At 59.6% G+C, this 20817-nt stretch carries 18 protein-coding genes; 1 reads left to right on the top strand and 17 read right to left on the bottom strand.

Annotation, left to right across the window (positions count from 1 at the left end):
- The 15 genes from trmB to trpS form a co-directional block, all read right to left on the bottom strand.
- Positions 1-699, bottom strand: coding sequence for a tRNA (guanine(46)-N(7))-methyltransferase TrmB (trmB, locus tag ACQY8Q_RS14460; protein WP_428427206.1), 699 nt, complete (start codon positions 697-699; stop codon positions 1-3).
- An 87-nt stretch (positions 700-786) separates the two neighbouring features.
- Positions 787-2067 carry a methionine adenosyltransferase gene (metK, locus tag ACQY8Q_RS14455; RefSeq protein WP_113246675.1) on the bottom strand — a complete coding sequence of 427 codons (1281 nt, stop codon included), beginning with the start codon at positions 2065-2067 and terminating at the stop codon, positions 787-789.
- Positions 2068-2315: 248 nt separating this feature from the next.
- A complete protein-coding gene (locus ACQY8Q_RS14450; RefSeq protein WP_428427205.1) occupies positions 2316-2735 on the bottom strand; it encodes a helix-turn-helix domain-containing protein in 420 nt (139 codons plus the stop codon).
- 155 nt (positions 2736-2890) lie between these two features.
- Entirely contained in the window at positions 2891-4480 is a 1590-nt protein-coding gene (gene lnt, locus ACQY8Q_RS14445; RefSeq protein WP_428427204.1) for an apolipoprotein N-acyltransferase, read from the bottom strand.
- Positions 4481-4634: 154 nt separating this feature from the next.
- Positions 4635-5798, bottom strand: a complete 1164-nt coding sequence (locus tag ACQY8Q_RS14440) for a hemolysin family protein (protein WP_428427203.1) — start codon at positions 5796-5798, stop codon at positions 4635-4637.
- Between the two features lie 12 nt (positions 5799-5810).
- Positions 5811-6317: an rRNA maturation RNase YbeY gene (gene ybeY, locus ACQY8Q_RS14435; protein WP_428427202.1), complete on the bottom strand. Its 507-nt coding sequence runs from the start codon at positions 6315-6317 to the stop codon at positions 5811-5813.
- A gap of 18 nt (positions 6318-6335) precedes the next feature.
- Positions 6336-7391, bottom strand: a complete 1056-nt coding sequence (locus ACQY8Q_RS14430) for a PhoH family protein (RefSeq protein ID WP_426231154.1) — start codon at positions 7389-7391, stop codon at positions 6336-6338.
- A 29-nt stretch (positions 7392-7420) separates the two neighbouring features.
- The gene (gene miaB / locus ACQY8Q_RS14425; protein ID WP_428427201.1) at positions 7421-8821 is read right to left on the bottom strand and encodes a tRNA (N6-isopentenyl adenosine(37)-C2)-methylthiotransferase MiaB; all 1401 of its coding nucleotides are present in this window, start codon (positions 8819-8821) and stop codon (positions 7421-7423) included.
- A 60-nt stretch (positions 8822-8881) separates the two neighbouring features.
- Positions 8882-9670 carry a lysophospholipid acyltransferase family protein gene (locus tag ACQY8Q_RS14420; RefSeq protein WP_428427200.1) on the bottom strand — a complete coding sequence of 263 codons (789 nt, stop codon included), beginning with the start codon at positions 9668-9670 and terminating at the stop codon, positions 8882-8884.
- A 147-nt stretch (positions 9671-9817) separates the two neighbouring features.
- Positions 9818-10330, bottom strand: coding sequence for a GNAT family N-acetyltransferase (locus ACQY8Q_RS14415; protein ID WP_428427199.1), 513 nt, complete (start codon positions 10328-10330; stop codon positions 9818-9820).
- 1 nt (position 10331) lies between these two features.
- Positions 10332-10997 (bottom strand): tRNA (adenosine(37)-N6)-threonylcarbamoyltransferase complex dimerization subunit type 1 TsaB, encoded by a 666-nt coding sequence (gene tsaB / locus ACQY8Q_RS14410; RefSeq protein ID WP_428427198.1) that lies wholly within the window; start codon positions 10995-10997, stop codon positions 10332-10334.
- Between the two features lie 46 nt (positions 10998-11043).
- On the bottom strand, positions 11044-11610 hold the full coding sequence (locus ACQY8Q_RS14405; RefSeq protein ID WP_428427197.1) for a NifU family protein: 567 nt from the start codon (positions 11608-11610) through the stop codon (positions 11044-11046).
- Positions 11611-11740: 130 nt separating this feature from the next.
- Positions 11741-13477 (bottom strand): calcium-binding protein, encoded by a 1737-nt coding sequence (locus ACQY8Q_RS14400; RefSeq protein ID WP_428427196.1) that lies wholly within the window; start codon positions 13475-13477, stop codon positions 11741-11743.
- A 277-nt stretch (positions 13478-13754) separates the two neighbouring features.
- Positions 13755-14246 carry a universal stress protein gene (locus ACQY8Q_RS14395; protein WP_037104521.1) on the bottom strand — a complete coding sequence of 164 codons (492 nt, stop codon included), beginning with the start codon at positions 14244-14246 and terminating at the stop codon, positions 13755-13757.
- A 53-nt stretch (positions 14247-14299) separates the two neighbouring features.
- Positions 14300-15367 (bottom strand): tryptophan--tRNA ligase, encoded by a 1068-nt coding sequence (gene trpS / locus ACQY8Q_RS14390; RefSeq protein WP_428427195.1) that lies wholly within the window; start codon positions 15365-15367, stop codon positions 14300-14302.
- Positions 15368-15784: 417 nt separating this feature from the next.
- Here trpS and ACQY8Q_RS14385 point away from each other — a divergent pair, with 417 nt between their 5' ends.
- A complete protein-coding gene (locus ACQY8Q_RS14385; RefSeq protein WP_428427194.1) occupies positions 15785-16267 on the top strand; it encodes a YcbK family protein in 483 nt (160 codons plus the stop codon).
- Positions 16268-16278: 11 nt separating this feature from the next.
- On the opposite strand, the gene murJ is transcribed toward ACQY8Q_RS14385, so the two are convergent.
- Positions 16279-17865: a murein biosynthesis integral membrane protein MurJ gene (murJ, locus tag ACQY8Q_RS14380; protein ID WP_428427193.1), complete on the bottom strand. Its 1587-nt coding sequence runs from the start codon at positions 17863-17865 to the stop codon at positions 16279-16281.
- Positions 17862-20708, bottom strand: coding sequence for a [protein-PII] uridylyltransferase (locus tag ACQY8Q_RS14375; protein WP_428427192.1), 2847 nt, complete (start codon positions 20706-20708; stop codon positions 17862-17864). Before ACQY8Q_RS14375 ends, murJ begins: the two co-directional genes overlap by 4 nt.
- Between the last annotated feature and the right edge of the window lie 109 nt (positions 20709-20817).

Raw genomic sequence — 20817 nt, 5'->3', positions numbered from 1 at the left:
CTAGACGCGCCGGAATGTCAGATAGGCGGACTTGCGGCCTTCCCGGCGCGCCTTGGCCTCGTAGCGCGTGCTCGGCCAGCCAGCATACGGCGTCAGCCAGTCTGAGGCGTTTTCCGCCGTCCATTCGAACGCCGCGTGATCGTGGCAGTGCGACAGCGTCCAATTGACATAGGTATCGATATCCGAGGCGAAGCAGAAGATGCCGCCCGGCTTCAGCCCGCGTGCGAACCGGTCGAGATTGACCGGAGACACGAAGCGGCGCTTCCAGTGTTTCCGCTTCGGCCACGGATCCGGATAGAGAAGGTCGATTTGATCGATCGAATTTTCCGGCAGCCAATCCAGGACCTGCGTCGCGTCATCATCGTGCAGACGGATGTTTTCGGCACCACGCTCCTCGATATAACCGACCAGTTTTGCCATCGAATTGACGAACGGTTCGACGCCGATAAAGCCCGTCGCCGGATCTTCGACGGCGCGGTGGATCAAATGCTCGCCGCCGCCAAAGCCGATCTCCAGCCGGACGCGTCCGACAGGATGCCTGAACAGCGTCTTCACATCCGCAGGTGCGGGCGAGGCCAAATCCAGCCGAAGCAAGGGCAGGACCGTATCAAGATGCGTCGCCTGCAGCGCGCGCAAAGGTTTCCCCTTGCGGCGGCCGAAGAAAGCTTCGGTCGAGCGGCTACGATGCTGGTCAGTCATGGCAATGGTCTTTCACGATAAAAGCGGACGTCTCCGTCAGGAAACATCCGCTTTACAGTTTTATCGGCAGGTCCGTAAAGAGCCGGATCAGGCAGCTTTCAGCGCGTCTTCCTTCAAAGCATCCTTGAGCGGCTTGACGAGATCAAGCTTTTCCCAGGAGAACGAGCCGTCGCGGCCAGCCTTGCGGCCGAAATGACCGTAGGCCGACGTCTTGGCATAGATCGGCTTGTTGAGGTCCAGATGGCGGCGAATGCCCGACGGAGACAGGTCCATCGTCTTGCGGATTGCGCCTTCGACCTGGTCTTCGGTGACCTTGCCGGTGCCATGCAGATCGACATAGATCGACAGCGGCTGAGCGACACCGATCGCATAGGCGATCTGGATCGTGCAACGGTCCGCCAGCCCAGCGGCCACGACATTCTTGGCGAGATAGCGTGCAGCGTAGGCAGCCGAACGATCGACCTTGGTCGTGTCCTTGCCTGAGAACGCGCCGCCGCCATGCGGAGCTGCTCCACCATACGTATCGACGATGATCTTGCGGCCGGTCAGGCCCGCATCACCGTCCGGTCCACCGATGACGAACTTCCCGGTCGGGTTGATGTACCAGTTGCAGTCATCGGCAATGTCGATGTCGTGCAGCGCTTCGCGGATATAGGGTTCGACAACAGAGCGCACCTTGGCCGAATCCCAGCTTTCGTCGAGATGCTGGGTGGACAGAACGATCGAGGTCACTTCCGATGGCTTGCCGTCGATGTAGCGGACGGTAACCTGGCTCTTGGCATCAGGACCAAGGCGGCCGGCTTCGCCAACGCCCTTCTTGCGGGCCGTCGCCAGGAGATCGAGGATACGGTGGGAATAATAGATCGGCGCCGGCATCAATTCTGCCGTCTCCTTGCAGGCGTAACCGAACATGATGCCTTGGTCGCCCGCCCCTTCGTCGCCCTGCTTGTCAGCGGCACTATCGACACCCTGGGCGATATCGGCCGACTGCGGATGCAAGAGCACGTCGATCTTGGCGGTCTTCCAGTGAAAGCCCGCCTGCTCGTAACCGATTTCCCGGATTGCCTTGCGGGCGGCGGACTTGAATTTTGCAGGATTGATAACCGGGTGACCGGCTGCGTCCTTCAGAACGTTGCCGTCCTTGTCCTTCTTCAGAAGGGTGTCCGGAACCCGGACTTCGCCGGCGATGATCACGCGGTTGGTGGTCGCCAGCGTTTCGCAGGCGATGCGAACCCCCCAGGGGTCAACGCCGGTTTTGGCGGCTTCACGATACACAAGATCGACAATTTCGTCCGAGATCCGGTCACAGACCTTATCCGGATGACCTTCTGCCACGGATTCACTCGTAAACAGGTAGTTAGCGCGCATGCGGGAAGTCCCCTCAAAGAAAAAACTGCTTCAAACGTGTTAGTGATCTTGCCACAAAATGACAAGCACACAAGGACATAAATATATCTTTATATGAGCGAAACAGGAACGATTTTCCGGGTTTTTAATGCTCTAAAGCCGTATTTGAGTGAGCCGACCTTCCCGTCACGGCGGCCAGACCTTGCATCAGGGCACAAAAAAAGCGGCACTGTCCGGCCGCTTTCTTTCATACTATGCCTTCGTCAGCCTTATTCGGCTTCCGCTTCTGCGGCCAAAGCCTTGACGAGGTCCACGAGCTTGCGGCGCACCTTGGGATCGCCAATCTTGACGAATGCGCGGTTCAGCTGAAGGCCTTCGGAGGAGGAGAGGAAATCAACCACATAGTTCGAGCTCGAGGCTTCCGCCATGCCAGACGCGCCGGTGGATGGATCGCCCGGAGCATCTTCGAAAAAGAAGGATACCGGGACATTCAAGATGCTTGAGATGTTCTGAAGACGGCTGGCGCCGACCCGGTTCGTGCCTTTTTCATATTTCTGAATCTGCTGGAAGGTGATCCCGAGAGCCTCTCCGAGTTTCTCCTGGCTCATGCCCAGCATGGTACGGCGAAGACGAATCCGGCTACCGACATGAATGTCGATAGGGTTCGGCTTCTTCTTGTTCTCTATCATAACGGTTTCCTAATAAGAGAAGTTTCAGTTGCTCCATAACCTGGACACTTGCCGAGAGCAGACTACACGTCACGTTGTGCAGTCGGGGCGGAAACCCCCCGAACATAGGTGAAGATCGATGGTGAATGCCACTATGCAATTTTAGGGGTTTTTGGTCAATTCTCTCGTAGAATAAAACTTGCGCGGGAAATAACCGCTAAACCGAGGAGAAGGCACCCAATCAGGATTGCGTTTCGTTCCTGCTCCTCATGGCTCATTAGCAATGCATACTTTCCCGGCAAAAGTGTGTCCACGAAGCCTCGCGATCCGAGCGGAAATCCGGTGACAATCTCTCCCCGGCCGTTGATCACAGCGGAAATACCGGTATTGGCATCGCGAATGAGCGGCAAACCCGTCTCCACCGAGCGTATCCGGGCCTGCTGGAAGTGCTGATAAGGTCCGGGCGTGTTGCCGAACCAGGCATCGTTGGTGAGATTGAGCAGCGCATCGGCCTGGCGTGCATCCCCGCCGATTTCGCCTGGGAAAATAGCCTCATAGCAGATCAGCGGGTAGAACGTCTTGCCGCCCGGAAGCGTCAGCAGTGAGCGTGTTGCCGCTGCCGTAAAGCCGCCGGGCATGGCGACTGTATCCACACCCGCTGCCGAAAAGAGGCTTTCCAGCGGCAGGTACTCTCCAAAGGGAACAAGGTGAACCTTGTCGGACGCGCCGACGATCTGGCCTCGATCGTCAATCACATAAATTGAATTGTAGTAACGCGGTGGCTGACCGGCGCCACTGGCTTCAGCCCGCACGGCGCCGGCAATGAGAAGCTGGCCGTCCTGCAACACATCGGAGATTCGCAACAGCGCATCGGGATTTTCGGTCAGGATGAACGGCACTGCTGTTTCCGGCCAGACGACGATATCAGGCCGCTTGCCGCCATCGGCGGCCGGCGCCTGCGTCAGTGCCAGATGCTCTTCGAAGATGTTCATCCGTTCGGCGTCATCGATCTTCTTCGATTGATCGATCAACGGCTGGACAAGCCGGACCGTCAAAGCAGGATCAGCAGGCGGCGGCAACGGCTGCTCCAGCCGGTAATAGCCGTAACCGAAATGCGCGCCCAGCAATAGCACAGCAAGGCCCAAGCCGATGCGCAGCCCCTTGCGCGTGCCGATAAGCGCGGGCACTGCGAAGACGAAGACAGCCAGCATATTGACGCCGGCAAGGCCGATCACGGCGGCGGACTGCATCATCAGCGGAATGGGCATGGCCGCATAGCCGATTGCATTCCAGGGAAAGCCGGTGAGGACAAAGCTGCGCAACCACTCGAAAAGCCCAAAAGCAAAGGCAAGCGCTGCAATCCGGCCGAGGCCGTCAGACCACAGGATGCGGGCAATGGCCGTTGCGAACGCATAGAAGAAGGCGAGGAACGCCGGCACACCGATTACCGCCAACGGCACCGCCCATGCAAAATCATCGGCTTCGACGAGAAGCGCGTTACCCAGCCACCACAGGCCGCCGAGGAAATAGCCGAAGCCGAAACACCAGCCGATCCAGAAGGCCGGAAAACTGCGCCTGATAAGACCGCGATCAGGATTGCCCGACGCGCCGTCGATCAGCCACACCAGGATAGGGAAGGACAGGAAGGGTGCAGCGAAAATGCCGAAGGGCGGCAAGGCAAAAACGGCAATCAAACCGGCGACGAAGGCGACAAGTGCCCGGCGGGCTCCCGACAACAGCATGATCCTGCCCGCAAGCCACTCCATTCACTTCCCCCAATCGGCGCAAAACGCCACCCGGCCACATGCACAGCAAACAGCGCGCACAGACCGTCAATCCGAATCAACGTGGGGCAGTGTTCCAAAAAAGTGACAGCTTGTCGTGCCTCGAAACGCTGTTTTGGCGCTCAGAGCACGAGGCTTAGCCGGTTTCGCGCAGTGATTTCTCCGGTGCGGCGGTTGGAGTTGCCTCGAAAGGCACATCCTCTTCGCCCTTTGTCGGACGCCGGCGGGCCGGCGGGCGCTTGCGGACGATCCGCACACGCTTCACACGGCGCGGATCCGCATCGAGAACCTGGAATTCGAAGCCGGGGATGGCCTGAACCACCTCACCCCGAGCCGGAATGCGGCCGAGCGCGGCAAAGACCAGACCACCGAGCGTATCGACATCCTCCAGCTGCTCGCGCACGTCGAAATCCGGGCCGATCGCTGCGGCAATCTCTTCCAGCTCAACGCGGGCATCAGCGACGAAGACGTCGTCAGAGGTCTTTGCGAACATGACCTCTTCATCGTCATGCTCGTCCTCGATATCGCCGACGACCATCTCGACGATATCCTCAAGCGAGGCGAGACCATCGGTGCCGCCATACTCGTCGATCACCAGGGCCATCTGAATACGGGCGGCCTGCATGCGCTGCATCAGGTCGGAGGCGTGCATGGACGGGGGCACGAACAGGACCTGGCGGATGATGCCGGCCTCTTCGACCGTCTTTGACAGATCGATACGGCCGAGGTCGAAACTTGGCTTGGGCTGACGAACCGGCTTTTCTGGCTTTTCAGCCACAACCGCGGTTGCACTTGCCGTCGAGCGGCTGCCGTTGCGGCGCTTGTTGCGGGCCTGCTTGGTGACATAGGACAGCAGGTCGCGAATGTGGACCATGCCGCGCGGGTCATCGAGGCTTTCGCTATAGACCGGCATGCGTGAGCGGCCGGATTCCTCGAAAATCACCATCAGTTCGCCGATGGTGATGCTGAGATCCACCGCCTCGATATCGGCGCGCGGGACCATGACATCCTCGACGCGGACCTCGCGAAAACGCAGGATATTGTTGAGCATGGCGCGTTCGGCCGGCGTAAAGGCCGTATCGCCGTCGGCGCCACCCGTCATCAATGCATCGGTGAGATCTTCACGAAGGCTGGAGGCATTGCCCGCACGCCAGATCCGGGCTGCACGGCTCCAGAAGGAGGAGCCTGACTTGCCGTTCTCAGGTTTCGGGGCGGTGCTACTACTGCCCGCTTCGTCCTGACTGGAGGCTTCCGCCTCGTCTCTAGCAGCCGGTGCCGGCTGCGCTCTAAAATCGCTCATTGTTCCAAACTATCAAACGGGATCACTGTCCCCATAGGGATCAGATAAACCAAGACCGGCCAAAATGCGAGTCTCCAGGCTCTCCATTCTTTCGGCATCACTCTCATCGATGTGATCATAGCCGAAAAGATGCAGGAATCCATGCACCAGGAGATGGGTCAGGTGCTCGTCGAAAGGCTTTCCGAGATCGTCGGCCTCGCGCACCAGCGTCTCATGGGCAAGGATGATATCGCCGAGCATCGGCCCCGGCATCTTGCCCGGGGTGACCGGAAAGGCGGGGAAAGACAGCACATTGGTCGGCTTGTCCTGACTGCGCCATTCCGCGTTGATTTCGCGAATGGAGGCGTCGTCGGTAAAGACCAGCGACACTTCCGGCGGCATTTTCGGAAACGGCTGCCTTTCTTCGCGCTTGAGGAATTCGGCGCTCGCGCCAAGGACGCGTTCGCTGAGAGACGCAAGGTCCGCCTCGGAAGGCCATGGGCCTTCCTCGACGCTGATCTGGATATCAAGGCTCGTCATGATTGGCTTGCTTCCGCCTTAGCGGTCGCCCTGCTCGCTTTCGTCATGCACGGCGGTCGTTGCCTCATAGGCACGAACGATACGGGCAACCATCGGATGGCGGACAACGTCGACGTCCTTGAAGCGGACAACCGACACACCCTCAACGCCTTTGAGGATCTGCAGAGCCTCGACAAGCCCGGACTTGACGCCGCGCGGCAAGTCGACCTGGCTCGGGTCACCGGTGACGATCATCCGGCCGTTTTCACCGAGACGCGTCAGGAACATTTTCATCTGCATCGCCGTGGTGTTCTGCGCCTCATCGAGAATGACGGCGGCGTTGGCGAGCGTGCGTCCACGCATGAAGGCGAGAGGCGCAATTTCGATCACACCGGCGGTAATCGCCCGCTCGACCTTGTCGCCGGGCATCATGTCGTAGAGCGCGTCATAAAGCGGACGCAGATACGGATCGACCTTGTCCTTCATGTCGCCGGGCAGGAAGCCGAGGCGTTCGCCTGCCTCGACAGCCGGGCGCGACAGCACGATGCGATCGACAGCGCCACGCTCGAGAAGCTGAGCGGCATGGGCAACGGCCAGATAGGTCTTGCCGGTACCGGCCGGACCGACACCGAACACCAGCTCGGACCGCTCCAACGCGCGCATGTAGGCGTCCTGCGTCGGCGTGCGGGCCGCAACGGTTTTCTTGCGCGTCGAAATCTGCGCGAGGTTCAGCTTGGCTTTCTTTTCCATGGTCGGCAACTGTAGCTGGTCGTCGGCAGCGACAGCCATACGGATGGCGCCTTCGACATCGGAGGATTCAACGGTGCTGCCGTTCTGCAGGCGCCCGTAGAGATAATCGAGCGCCCGGCGGGCCTGATTGGTGGCGACCACTTCGCCCGAGATCGAAACGGAATTACCGCGCGGCCTTGCATCGATATGCAGGCGCTGTTCGATCAATTTGAGATTCTGGTCGAACTGGCCAAACAACTCGCTGGCGAACCGGTTGTTCTCAAATGTGAGCACGAAGTGATTGACGTCTGTCGCGGATGTTTTCGACTGGCGCGGCGAGGATGAAACCAATTCGTGTCCGTTCAAGCGGTCAGGCTCCTTGAGTTAGCGGTCCCTCAGCTTACCACTTCGGCAAACAGACTGTTAGGGCCCGCACCAGTGATTCGTACAGAAACAATGTCACCGATTTGCGATGCGTTTGCATCAACATTCACCGACTGCAGCCAGGGCGAGCGGCCGATCAACTGGCCCGGCATACGGCCCGGCTTCTCCAGAAGCAGGTCAATGGTCTTGCCGATACACTGTTGCGCAAACCCGTTTTGCTGTTTTAGCAACAAAGCCTGCAATCTTTCCAATCGCTTGGCTTTAACGTCTTCCGGCACCTGATCGCCGAGGTCGGCGCCGGGCGTTCCCGGACGGGTCGAATACTTGAACGAAAATGCCTGTGCATAACCAACGGTCTCGACCAGGCGCAGCGTGTCCTCGAAATCCTCGTCGGTCTCGCCGGGGAACCCGACGATGAAATCACCGGAGAGCGCGAGATCGGGCCGGGCTGCCTTGATGCGGGCGATCAGCGCGATGTACTCGGCCGTCGTGTGCCGCCGGTTCATTGCCTTGAGGATGCGGTTGGAGCCGGACTGGATCGGCAGGTGCAGATAAGGCATCAACTGCTTAAGGTCACGATGGGCCTCGATCAGGCTGTCTTCCATGTCGCGCGGATGGCTGGTCGTATAGCGCAGACGGGCAAGGCCTTCTATCTGCGTCAGGCGATGCAGTAGCTGGCCGAGCCCCCATTTTTCGCCGTCTGCGCCAAGGCCGTGCCAGGCATTGACGTTCTGGCCGAGAAGCGTGATCTCGCGCACGCCGGCGTCCACCAGCTTCTGGGCTTCGGCAACGATCTGGGCGACGGGCCGCGAGACTTCGGAGCCGCGCGTATAGGGCACGACACAGAAGGTGCAGAACTTGTCGCAGCCTTCCTGCACGGTCAGGAAGGCTGTGACACCCCTCGCCCGTGTCTTGGCTTTGTCCGGTGCGGGCAGGTGCTCGAACTTGTCCTCGATGGCATAGTCGGTTTCCAGCACCCGCTCACCGCGCTGAACGCGCTTCAGGGCTTCGGGAAGCCGGTGATAGGTCTGCGGGCCGATGACGAGATCGACGGCGGGCGCCCGGCGCAGGATTTCGTCGCCTTCGGCCTGCGCAACGCAACCGGCAACGCCGATCATCATTTCGCGGCCTTCGGCGGCCTTTTTCTTTTTCAGGTCACGCAGCCGCCCGAGCGCCGAGTAGACCTTCTCGGCGGCTTTCTCGCGGATATGACAGGTGTTCAGAAGCACCAGGTCGGCGTCTTCCATGACGTCGGTCGAGACATAGCCGTCCTTGGCCAGCGCATCCGTCATCCGATCGGAATCGTAGACGTTCATCTGACAGCCGTAGGTCTTCACAAAGACCTTGCGGACCGGCGGGCTTTCAAGAGCCATTTCAGGCTTTGCGGATAAAACGGCGATTTCCTGTGTCATGCCCGGTTCCATAGAGTATCAAGGCCCAAAATTGAAGCCCCTTCCCTAGCGCCAACAGCCTCAGCGGCCGCGCAGCTTGAGGGCCAGCATTTCGCGGATGCTCTTTTCCACCTGACGGCTGACGACCTTGCGATTGCTCTCTGCCGTGTAGGTGATCTGCTCACCATAGATGACATCGACATCGACGGCGCCCTCATGCAGGATGCCAAGCAGATGAGGGCCAAGCGGAATATCGCCCGGCCAGGCGGCGACCGGGCGGTGATAGCGGCCCATCGGCATGCCGTGAATGCCGGTATAGGCGATGGCGACAGACTGAACATGGACGGCGCCAGTCGGCGACAGCGGCACGGCGGCGGCGGCGGCACCAAACAGCGAGGTCTTGATCTCCAGCAGCCGGTTGCCATCCGATGTCGTGCCTTCGGGAAACAGCACGACGATCTCGCCATCGGCGAGACGCTTGCCGATCTCGTTGACCTGATTGCCGGTGGTGCGCTTCTGATCGCGCTCGATGAAGATCGTTGCCTGCAGCCGCGCCAGCAGACCGAAGACTGGCCAGGCCTTGACGTCGGACTTGGCGACGAACACCACGTCGGCGATCGAACCGAGAACAAGGATATCCTTCCAGCTGGCGTGGTTCGACACCAGCAGCAACGGCCGCTGCCGGTCCGGCGTACCATGGACGCGCACCCGGATACCAACGAGACGGCAGGCCATCCTGTGCCAGAGGCGGGGCAGCGTCCGGCGCTGCGGTCTATCCAGCCAGAGCAACAGGATCTGCACCGGCGCCATGACCAGCGTCGCGATAATCAGAACCGTCATGCAGAGCGCAACGCGCAGCCAATTGATCACGCGCTGTTTCCCAGCACGACGTTTGGCATCGCCGTCAGCCGCGATGAGCCGCGTCTATCGTGATCTCTGCATGGTCTGTCGGGATTGCGGCGCAAGCGCGTTTCTCTTCCAAGTCCGCTTTACATCAGTCAGTTCAAGCGGGTACGGCTAGCCAAGATCGAGGCGCATGACAAGGGCGCCAGTTTTAGCGCCGTTAACACCTTGATAATATGCACGTCTCTCGCCAACCTTGGCAAAGCCGAGTTTCCGGTAGAGACCGATGGCGGCGATATTGGTCTCGTCAACTTCGAGGAAAACGGCTTCGGCCGCCTGATCGCGCGCCTCGCGCAATGCCGCCCGCATCAACCGCCAGCCAAGACCGAGCCGCGAGAACCGTGGATCGATACCGATCGTCAGGATTTCCGCCTCTCCGGCAGCAACCCGCGACAGGACGAAACCGCCGACAAGCGGTTGCGTAATGAACGGTCGCGTATAGGCGTTGTTCTGACGGGCGATGAAACCAAAAACGGCATCCTGAATCAGCAGGGAATGCAGTTCGCCATCGCTCCAGGCATGGGTGAAACGCGATTTGTGGATGGCGGCGGCGTGCGGCAAGTCGGCCGTTTCCAGGGCGAAGATTTCGAATTCCGGTTTGCGAACAAAAAAGTCGGTCAGCGACATCTTATGCTCGCGCCACCGCAAAACCGGCCTGAGACTTGACGTCCGGGCCTCGGAGATAAAGTGGGCTCGGCTTGCCCAAAGAAGGATCGGCTGCAGCACCAAGGCGGGCAACAAGACGGATATCCGTGAGATCCGTTTGCGCGGTGTTTTCCGGCGGCTGGTCCGTCAGATGCTTGGTTGCGGTGCCGCAGATGAGGCCATCGAAATCGGCAAACAGTTTCTGCGCTTCCGCAATGTCCAGCATCAAGGCTTCGCTGCGCGGCGTGCCGTCGGCTTCAAAACTCTGGCAGTAAAGCTCGTCGCGCTTGGCATCGATCGTTGCCAATATGGCACGTCCGGGGTTTGCCTCCCGAGCAGCTTCGGCAACGGCGGCAAGTGTGGTGACGCCAACGGCGGGCACACTCAACGCCAGCGCAAAACCACGGGCTGCCGCGACGCCGACACGGATGCCGGTGAAGGAACCGGGGCCGACGGTGACGGCGATGCGATCGACATCCGCAAGTACTTTGCCACCAGCCGCCAATGCCTCGTCGATGAAGCCCATCAGCTGCTCGGCATGGCCACGGCCGATATCGGCGCCGACAGAGGCCAGAACCGTGTCGGTACCGCTGTCATAGACCGCAGCAAAACAACCCGTCCCAGCCGTATCAATGGCCAGGACGATCATGTTTTTTCAACTTTGATGGATAGTCGCGGCACGGACGAACGCTCGCTCAGACGGCTTCGACCGACTGCACTTCAGGGATGAAATGGTGCAGCAGGTTCTGCACGCCGTGCTTCAACGTTGCCGTCGAAGACGGGCAGCCGGCGCAGGCGCCTTTCATGTTGAGGAAAACGGTGCCATCGCGAAAACCCTTGAAGGTAATATCGCCGCCATCCTGGGCCACGGCCGGACGAACGCGGGTTTCAAGCAGTTCCTTGATGGTGGCAACGATGGTCTCGTCGCCTTCGTCGAAGAACTCGCCGTCCTGGTCGCTTTCTTCAGCGCGCGTATGGACCGCCATGACCGGCTGACCGGACATGAAGTGCTCCATGATCGAGCCGAGGATCGCAGGCTTCAGGTGCTGCCATTCCTGCGCTTCCTTGGTGACCGTGATGAAATCATAGCCGAAATAGACGCCTGTGACGCCGGGGATCATGAACAGGCGCGCGGCCAGAGCCGAACCGGCTGCGGCCTCTTCCTCGTCGCGGAATTCCGCCGTACCATTTTCCATCACAACCTTGCCCGGCAGGAATTTCAGCGTCGCGGGGTTCGGCGTGGCTTCGGTCTGGATGAACATGTCGTCTCCATGCCGCCTGCCACAGCAGACGGCTCTTTAGAATTATTCCAGATGATATATGCCGTTTGATGACCTGCTTCAAGAGGCATGAAACGGCGACCATGGCCTATTATTGCGCCATCCGAACCGCTCACACAATGATGAAATCGGCGCTGGTTAGAACGAGGCCGGTTTTGAGCAAGGCAAATTGTGTCCGGCCGGCCGAGCCGGTTCCATCGGCGTCGTAAAACAATTTGCCCGTGTCGGTCTCGTAGATGATACGATCGCTGGCATCCCCCGCCAGGCCGGTCGTGTTGCTCGCGAAGGCGGAGGCCGCCATCTGGCCGGCCGCCCCGAAAGCGGTGAAGATTGCATTCTCGAGCTGTATCGTATCGTCCACCGCGCGAAAATCGGTGATCGTATCGATATTGCCGCCTGCCAGCGCCGCATTGAAGAGGAACGTGTCGTTGCCGCTGCCACCGGTCAGGCTATCGGCGCCCAGCCCACCACTCAGCTTGTCGGCGCCCGCGCCGCCCGACAATGTATCGGCGCCTGAGAGACCCGAGAGAGAATTATTGCCCGTATTTCCGGTTATCACGTTTGCCAGCGCGTTACCGGCACCGTTCAGGTTAGCGGAGCCGGTCAAAAGCAGACGCTCGACATTCGCCGACAGCGTTATGGAGGCAGAAGACTGAATGGTATCCGTTCCACCACCCACCGCCTCGACGATCGCATCGCCGCCATCCGTCACGTAGGTGTCATTGCCACCATAGCCCGTCAAAGTATCGGCGCCGCCACCGCCAATGAGGACATCATTGCCGCCACCGCCATTGATGGATTGACCGAATGCGTTGCCGGTCAGCTTGACGCCTTTCAGATAAGCCGCAGACGTCGCAGCGGAATAGTTCAGGAATTCAATCTCCTGACCGCCTTCCAGCATGTAGCTGACCGACGAATAGACATAGTCCGTGCCTTCGCCGACATATTCGAATACGCGGTCCCCAACGTTATCAACAGCCAAGTAGTCATCACCTGTGCCGCCAATAATATCGTCCAAGCCGGTTCCACCATAGAGATAGTCATTTCCTGCGTTGCCGTAGACGCTATCGTTGCCACTGTCGCCATAAACATAGTCCGAGTCGTTCCCGCCTGATAACGAGTCAGCGCCGCCACCCCCATGGAGGGTGTCGTTCCCCGCATCACCCGTGAAGTATTCGGTGTCTCCGCCGCCGATGATGTAATCCGTGCCATCGCCGCCAGACACGTTCCCAACGATAAGATGCCCTTTGCTTCCGTCGTAGAGGTCGTAGTCTCCTCCACCCAGATAGACGCCGCCGCTTAAAGTTCCGGTATTGACGATGTTATCGTTGCTGGCTTGATCCGAATAGACGGCCCAAGAATAGTCGCCCGCAGTGATCGTGCCCGAGTTCAGCAGGGAAAGGCCGTTGGTTCCCGAATTTCGAATGCCGGTGCCCCCGGAAGAAATGTCGCCGCTGTTGACGACCTTCGTCAGGGTATACGTTGCGGTATTGCTCGCGGTGATGATGATACCGGTGTCGTCGGCCCAGATCGTCCCCTTGTTGATGATCCTGCCGTCCGAGCCGTTGAGAGCAATCGCCGTAGCAAAACTGTTAAGATAACCACCCTCACCGATTTCGATGCGATGATTGGTGGCTGCGGTGGTACTGCTGAACAGAGCAATCGCGTAAGCGTTAGCAGATACAGTGCCCTGGATATTGAGGCTGTTGCCGCTACCAGTTCCATAAAAGCCATAACTGTCCGTCGATGCAACGGTCACCCCGAAGGTGACAAAAACGTTGTCGCCGGCCGCAAGGATCGCGCGGGTACCGGTACCGCTTTGAGAATAGGGGAAAACAAAAGAGACCATGGCTGTCATTCCTCCATCGCTAAAGGCCCAAACCACGATCATCACCGCGATTTTACGGGCATGATTGCAAGACAATGCGCGCCCGCGGGCAGCATCGCGCCGAGAATGTTCATGCTGTCATGTGTCAGAGCTGGGATGCGTCAAAAAGGCATATGTATATAAATATGTGAATTAGAATTAGTGATTATTACAGGAAAATACCTGCGATTGCGAGACGCTAATTGTTGCCGCTGGAATTGTGATTATTATGCAGTCAACAGCTTGAATTGATCGGGGATCAGCTCAGCGCGTCGATTTCCTCGTCGGTCAGCAAATCGGGTATGACTGTCACCGGGATCGGGAATGCTGCGGTCTTGCCGGCGATCGAAGAGACCAGCGGGCCTGGTCCATCCTTGGCCGAACCGGCGGCCAGGACGAGGATGGCGATATCGCGATCTTCCTCGATCAGGCTGTAGATCTGATCCGTTGCGCCACCCTCGCGGATGACCATTTCCGGCTCGATGCCGATCGTTTCCCGCACCGTCTGAGCGATCTTGGCAAGCGTAGCTTCGGCCTCGGCGCGGGCTTCCGCCCGCATGATGCCCTCGACGCCCAGCCATTGCTGGAAGTCGGCATCGGCAATGACATAGAGCAGAACGAGACCGCCATTGGAGTTTTTGGCGCGCATGCCGGCATAGTGGACGGCGCGGCCGCATTCCGGCGTATCGTCGATCACCGCCATGAATTTGCGGCGGTGACCTTCCAGTCTTGAGAGTCGTGTTGAAACCATGAGGCGACTCTTACACCCGATATTTTTGGCTGCAAGGTTTCTTTTGCGGCGAATTATTGCAGAAAGCCGACGATGTCCCGGACCTGTTTCATCGTCACTTCGGCCCGTGCCCTGGCCCGCTCGCCGCCATCACGCAGGATGCCGTCGATATGGGTGGTGTCGTCCATCAGACGGCGCATTTCACCGGAAATCGGCGCAAGAACGGTGACCGCCAGATCCACCAGCGCCGGCTTGAAGACCGAGAACTGCTGTCCGCCGAATTCTTCGAGCACCTCAGCCTTGGTCTTGTCGGATAGGGCGGCATAAATACCGACGAGATTATCGGCTTCCGGGCGGCCCTTCAGGCCATCGATTTCGCTTGGCAAGGCATCTGGATCAGTCTTTGCCTTGCGGATCTTCTTGGAGATCGTCTCGGCGTCGTCCATCAGGTTGATGCGCGACAGGTCGGAGGCATCCGACTTCGACATCTTCTTGGTGCCATCACGCAGCGACATGACGCGCGGCGCCGGACCGCCGATCAGCGGCTCGACCATCGGGAAATAGGCATGCACCGGCTCATCGCCGACCTTGATGTCAACACCGTAATCGGTCCGGCGGATATGGTCGCTGAAGTCAATGTTGAATTTCTGGGCGATATCGCGGGCAAGCTCCAGATGCTGCTTCTGGTCGTCGCCAACCGGCACGTGGGTGGCGCGGTAGACGAGGATGTCGGCGGCCATCAGGCTCGGATAGGCGAGCAGTCCGAGCGAGACCTGCTCGGCATTCTTGCCGCCGGACTTGTCCTTGAACTGGGTCATGCGTTCCATCCAGCCGATGCGGGCGACGCAGTTGAAGATCCACGCAAGCTCGGCATGCTGCGGCACGGCGGACTGGTTGAAGACGATGTGCTTCTTCGGATCGATGCCGGCGGCGATGAAGGCGGCGGCGATCGAGCGGATCTGGTTGCGCAAATCCTCGTGTACGAGCTGGGCAGTGAGCGAGTGAAGATCGACGACGCAATAGATGCAGTCGTTGTTTTCCTGCAGCGCCACGAACTTGCGGATCGCACCGAGGTAATTGCCGAGGTGGAGATTGCCGGTGGGCTGGACGCCGGAAAAGACGAGCGGTTTGAAGTCTGACATCGTGTCCTCATTCGGGCTTGTGGAGGGCCCGGCCTCTGTTGCTGTTGGGGGCTTATGCACATAGGCGTCCCGGCGATCAAGAGGCGTGCGCTCTGCGCTTGCGGCAAATTCCGCCGAAGGACAGTTGGCGGGGCTGCCAAGATCTTGAATCCAAAGATCTAAATTGGAATTTTTTGCTCTAATGTTTCGCTTGAATTAACGAAGAAGGCGGTAGTGCGGCATAGCTATTTAGAGCTACAAGAAGAAAATTCCATAAAATTGCTTCATTTCGGATGAATTTGCCAATCCAACACTACACCGAGGTTCTCAGCAGAGTTCATTCCGCTGCACCGCGCGCATAAGGGCGCGCCGAACCGACATTTGCATGCGCCCCGATCCGACACCGGATGCTGAAGGGGTACATGCCAAAGGATTGTCATGCGTAACCTACTTTTGCTCGCTCTCGCGTGCGTGTTCGCCGTTTCCAGTTTTGCCATTGCCGAAGCCAAGGATCGCAGCTCGCGCAAAGTAAAACTGCCCGTCCACACAAGAACAACGGCTTATGCCGTCCAGACGGTATCGGTCAGAACAGGCTGTTTTTCACCACGCCTCGAGGGCATTCTGATACATATTGCTGCGAAAACCGGACGCCGGCCGCTGGTGACTTCTGGCCACCGGCCGCAGTCGCATCGTTCCGGTTCAATGCACCGGTTTTGCCAGGCGGCCGATATCCGCGTGCCCGGCGTTTCCGAAAGCAAGATCCTTGCGGCAGCAAGAACGGCACCGGGCATTGGCGGCATCGGCCGCTACTGCAACGGGATCGTTCACGTCGATACCGGCGCGCGGCGCCAGTGGGCGTATTGTGGCAAGTCGATAGGGCATTTCCTCAGCGCCAAGCGCCGCTCGGGAAAGCGGGCCTGACGTTTGTGCCGTCAGGTGTCGGTTGGCGGCGGGGCTGCACCCTTGCGCTTGATGTTGCGCCGGATCATCGACAGGTCTGCTCCGCCGATCAGGAAAGCGACGGCGAAATAGACGACCATCGAGACGCCGATCAGAATCCCCAGCGCGCCCAGTTTCGTCCAGAATGGCGACCCTGACGCCAGCGAGACGGCAAAGACGCTGCGCAGATAATAGAGTACACCGCCCATGACCGACGCGGCAACGATCAGCAGGACGGTGCGGCGCAACAGCGCCCATTCCCATGTCAGATGACCGCGCCGCAGCAGCGTGACGAAGAGCAGAACCGTGCTGATCCACCCGGCTGTGGCTTCAGCAACCGCGATACCCGGCGCACCGAGACGGGGAAACAGCGTGATTGCCACAGCGCAATTGGCAGCAACGGCAACGGCCGAGAATCGCATCGGTGTCTTGGTGTCCTCGCGGGCATAGAAACCCGGCTGCAGCGCCTTGATCAAAACGAAAGCCGGCAGGCCGATACCGTAGATGGCAAGGATCGAGCCGACGACAGCGGTATTGCCGGCATGGAAAGCCCCGCGTTCAAACAGCACCCGAATGATCTCATCAGAAAGGATCCAAAGGGCGACAGCAGCCGGAACGGTCAGGAACAGCACAAACTCGATCGAGCGGTTCTGCAGGTTTCCGGCCTCGCGCAGATGGCCGCCCTTCAGCGCCCGCGACAATTCCGGCAGCAGCACGACGCCAACAGCGACACCGACCACACCAAGCGGAAGCTGATAGATCCGGTCGGCATATTGCAGGGCGGCGATGGCGCCATCCTGGGCCGAGGCGATCGCCTGGCCAATCAGCTGGTTGATCTGGGTAATGCCACCGGTGATCGCTGCCGGCACCGCCAGGATCAGCAGGCGTTTGACGTTCGGCGTCAAGCGGGGAAACTTGAGGCCGATACTCATGCCGGCATGAAGGACGCCGAGATAGACGACGCCAAGCTGCAGCACGCCAGCCACCATGACACCCCAGGACAGATACCAGGCGGTCATGAGCGGATCGGCTCCAGTGTAGAGCGCATAAAACAGCGCGCCGATCATCACGACATTGAGGAAAATCGGAGCGACGGCGGCGGCAAAGAAGTGGTGCAGCGAATTCAGCATGCCGCTCATCATGGCGGTCAGCGACATGCACATGAGGTAGGGGAACATCACCATTGCCATGCGCACGGTGAGGGCCGATTTCTCGGCATCATCGGCAAATCCAGGCGCGATGACGAAGCGCACCAGAAGCGGCATCGACAGTTCCATCGCGATGGTGATCAACAGCAGCACGGTGAACAGCACGCCGAACACTTCTTCCGAAAAGCGCTTGGCGCCATCCGTGCCGTTGGCTTCGATCTCCTTGGAAAACAGCGGCACGAAGGCGGCGTTGAAAGCACCTTCGGCAAAGAGGCGGCGGAACAGATTGGGGAACCGGAATGCCGCATAAAACACGTCGGCCATCGGGCCGGTACCAAGTGCTGCCGCCATCAGCATTTCACGGGCGAAACCGAAGATGCGGCTGCCGAGCGTGGCGCCACCAACGGTCATGAATTTCTTGACGAGGCTCATGATTCTGCCTTGGCTTTTTTTGCACCGGTGACGGAGCGCGTGTGTTGCGGCGCGATCATGCCGGAGGGCATGCGGTCGCGCATCTCGTCCGCCTCATCCGACATCACAGCCTTCAGCCGCGCAATGATATTGCTCTGCCGGGCTTCATTGGTGATCTTCTGGCCGACGAGGTCGGTGACATAGAAGGTGTCGATGACCTTCTCGCCGAAGGTGGTGATATGCGCCGAGGCGATATCGAGCGACAGGTCGGAGAGCACGGCGGTGACTTCCGACAACAGGCCGGTGCGATCGAGGCACTCGACCTCGATGACGGTGAACTTGTTCGACAGGCTGTTGCTGATAGTGACGGCCGGCGGCACCGTGAACGCCTTGTTGCGCTTGCGGTGCTTCGTGCGGCTGGCAATCACTTCCGGCAGACGCTTCTTGCCCGACAGCACGTCCTCGATCATCTTGCCGATATTCGCCGCCCGGCGCATCTCGTCGTCATCGACCGGAAACTCACGGGTGATCAGGATCGTATCCAGCGCCCGGCCGTCCGATGTGGTGAAAATTTGCGCGTCAACGATATTGGCACCGGCGGCGGCACAGGCGCCCGCGATGACAGCAAGCAGACGCGGATGGTCCGGCGACAGGATGGTGATCTCGGTGATGGCATGGAACTGGTGCGTGCGAACCATCGTCGCCAAGGCACGGCCGGTCTTGTCGGCCTCGCGGATGAAACGGGCGTGACGCAACTGGTCTTCGAGCGGCACGGAGAGCAGATACGGCTGGTAGTGCAGCTTGGTATAGGTCTTGCGATCCTTCTGGCTCCAGTCGGACAAAGCCTCAAACAGCACGTCCGCCGCATGTGCCGCGCGCTCCTTGCGCGGCAGATCGGAAAAGCCGCCGGATAACAGCAGTTCGGTCTCGTAGTACAGCGTGCGCAGCAGCTGACCCTTCCAGCCGTTCCAGACGCCGGGACCGACGGCGCGGATATCTGCGATGGTCAGGATCAACAGCATCTTCAGGCGATCAAGCGATTGCACCTTTTCGGTAAAATCGATGATCGTTTTGCGGTCGTTGAGGTCGCGCGTCTGCGCCACCATCGACATGGTCAGGTGTTCCTCAATCAGCCACGCCACCGTTTCCGTCTGCTTGGGGGTCATGCCGAAGCGCGGGCAGAGCTTTCGGGCAACCTTGGCACCGGCGGTCGAGTGATCTTCCGGGCGGCCCTTGGCGACGTCATGCAGAAGAACGGCGACGAACAGCGCGGTGCGATCCTCGACGCCCGGCATCAGCTTGACGGCGAGTGGATGCAGTTCCTCGTCACGTCCCTGATCGATCCGTGACAGCACATCGACGGCGCGCAGCAGATGCTCATCGACGGTATAGTGGTGATACATATTGAACTGCATCAGCGATACGATCTTGCCGAATTCAGGGATGAACCGGCCGAGCACACCGGCCTCGTTCATCCGGCGCAGGATCAGTTCCGGATCGCGGCGCGAGGTCAGCATCGACATGAACAGGCGGTTGGCCTCCTCGTTGTCGCGCACCGCAGGGGTGATCAGGCCGAGCGACCGGGTCACCTGCTTCAGCGCGGCGGGATGGAACTCCAAACCGTTGATATCGGCGACATGGAAGATGCGGATCAGATTGATCGGGTCGCGCTTGAAAATATCCGGGCTTGCCAGCGCAATCCGGCCACCATCATCGACGAACTCCAAAGTGCCGGCGATCTTGCGGACGCGGTGGGTGAAGCGGCTGAGAGCAGCGGTAAACCCGGGAAGCTGCTTGGCCTGCTGGTCTTCAAGAGCTGCGCAGAAGATGCGGGTGAGATCGCCGACACTCTTGGCGACCAGGAAATAGTGCTTCATGAAGCGTTCGACGGCGGTCATGCCGGGGTGGTCGTGATAGCCGAGGCTTTCGGCGATCTCGCGCTGGATATCGAAGGACAACCGCTCTTCCGCCTTGCCGGTCAGGAAGTGCATATGGCAGCGCACCGCCCAGAGGAAATCATCGGCTTTCTGGAAGAGCTGATATTCTTGGCGCGACAGGACGCCGAGCTTGATCAGATCGGCCGAATCCTTCACCCGGTAGAAATATTTGGCGATCCAGAACAGCGTGTGGATGTCGCGCAGGCCGCCCTTGCCTTCCTTGACGTTCGGCTCGACCAGATAGCGCGTATCGCCGGCCTTGCGGTGGCGCTCGTCGCGCTCGGCAAGCTTGGCAGCAATGAAATCGGGGCCGGTATTCTTGACGATCTCGCTGTCGAAGCGGGTTTCCAGCTCCTCTGTCAGCTCCTTTGAGCCGCAGATGTAGCGGGTTTCGAGGATCGCCGTGCGGATGGTCATGTCGCCGCGCGACAGCCGGATACACTCGTCGATCGTGCGCGTCGCATGGCCGACCTTGAAGCCCAGATCCCACAGGATATAGAGCATGAACTCGATGGCAGGCTCGGCCCAGACGGCCTTCTTGACCGGCAGCAGGAAGAGCAGATCAATATCTGAACCGGGCGCCAGCGTACCGCGACCATAACCGCCGACGGCGGTAACAGCAATGCGGGTCCACGGCTGAGCGTTGGCGGCGTTGAAAACCTCGTTGAGAACGAAATCATGCAGGACGGTGATCAACTGGTCCTGCAGCCAGGAAATCCGCTCGGCGCATTTCAGCCCGCTGCCGTCCTTGAGCAACAGTTCACGTGCCTTTTCGCGGCCGGCCAGATTGGCCTGCTTGAAGGCGGCGAGCAGCGCCTGGCGCATCATGTCGCGGTGTTCCGCATGCGCCGAGGCGATGAAACTGCACTTGGCCCTGAGTGCCGCAACATCCAGGATATCGGGAAATGACGTCTCATGTATGGTCATCAAAGGCCGACCGTCTTCCTGTCCGGCAGGCTCTGCGAGCCGCTGCCAGAGCATGATGCCGAAAAATACAAGCGGTTTTCGGACGACATCATGCTCTACTTTTGATTCT

The organism is Pararhizobium sp. (assembly GCF_965279435.1).
GTDB lineage: Bacteria > Pseudomonadota > Alphaproteobacteria > Rhizobiales > Rhizobiaceae > Pararhizobium.
This window is presented reverse-complemented; position numbering and strand designations above follow the sequence as displayed.